At 56.1% G+C, this 1,437-nt stretch carries 1 rRNA gene (running past one end of the window); it reads left to right on the plus strand.

The window, feature by feature from the left end:
- Positions 1 to 1,395, plus strand: a 23S ribosomal RNA gene (locus tag ACFU7Z_RS38065) (it extends 1,684 nt beyond the left edge of the window).
- The last annotated feature ends 42 nt before the right edge of the window (positions 1,396 to 1,437 follow it).

Raw genomic sequence — 1,437 nt, forward strand, 5'->3', positions numbered from 1 at the left:
GGTCTGAGACCTGATGCCGAGCCGATTGTGGTGAAGTGGATGATCCTATGCTGTCGAGAAAAGCCTCTAGCGAGTTTCATGGCGGCCCGTACCCCAAACCGACTCAGGTGGTCAGGTAGAGAATACCGAGGCGTTCGGGTGAACTATGGTTAAGGAACTCGGCAAAATGCCCCCGTAACTTCGGGAGAAGGGGGGCCATTCCTGGTGACGAGTCTTGCACTCCGAGCTGGGGGTGGCCGCAGAGACCAGCGAGAAGCGACTGTTTACTAAAAACACAGGTCCGTGCGAAGCCGTAAGGCGATGTATACGGACTGACGCCTGCCCGGTGCTGGAACGTTAAGGGGACCGGTTAGCTTGGATTCGTCCAGGCGAAGCTGAGAACTTAAGCGCCAGTAAACGGCGGTGGTAACTATAACCATCCTAAGGTAGCGAAATTCCTTGTCGGGTAAGTTCCGACCTGCACGAATGGCGTAACGACTTCTCGACTGTCTCAACCATAGGCCCGGTGAAATTGCATTACGAGTAAAGATGCTCGTTTCGCGCAGCAGGACGGAAAGACCCCGGGACCTTTACTATAGCTTGATATTGGTGTTCGGTTCGGCTTGTGTAGGATAGGTGGGAGACTTTGAAGCAGCAACGCCAGTTGTTGTGGAGTCGTCGTTGAAATACCACTCTGGTCGTGCTGGATGTCTAACCTGGGTCCGTGATCCGGATCAGGGACAGTGTCTGGTGGGTAGTTTAACTGGGGCGGTTGCCTCCTAAAGGGTAACGGAGGCGCCCAAAGGTTCCCTCAGCCTGGTTGGCAATCAGGTGTTGAGTGTAAGTGCACAAGGGAGCTTGACTGTGAGACTGACGGGTCGAGCAGGTACGAAAGTAGGGACTAGTGATCCGGCGGTGGCTTGTGGAAGCGCCGTCGCTCAACGGATAAAAGGTACCCCGGGGATAACAGGCTGATCTTCCCCAAGAGTCCATATCGACGGGATGGTTTGGCACCTCGATGTCGGCTCGTCGCATCCTGGGGCTGGAGTAGGTCCCAAGGGTTGGGCTGTTCGCCCATTAAAGCGGTACGCGAGCTGGGTTTAGAACGTCGTGAGACAGTTCGGTCCCTATCCGCTGTGCGCGTAGGAGTGTTGAGAAGGGCTGTCCCTAGTACGAGAGGACCGGGACGGACGAACCTCTGGTGTGCCAGTTGTCCTGCCAAGGGCATGGCTGGTTGGCTACGTTCGGGAGGGATAACCGCTGAAAGCATCTAAGCGGGAAGCCTGCTTCGAGATGAGCACTCCCACCTCCTTGAGAGGGTAAGGCTCCCAGTAGACGACTGGGTTGATAGGCCGGATATGGAAGCCCTGTGAGGGGTGGAGTTGACCGGTACTAATAGGCCGAGGGCTTGTCCTCAGTTGCTCGCGTCCACTGTGTTGTTCTGAAACAACGACCCGC

Source organism: Kitasatospora sp. NPDC057518, assembly GCF_042802075.1.
In the GTDB taxonomy this organism is placed as follows: Bacteria; Actinomycetota; Actinomycetes; order Streptomycetales; family Streptomycetaceae; genus Kitasatospora.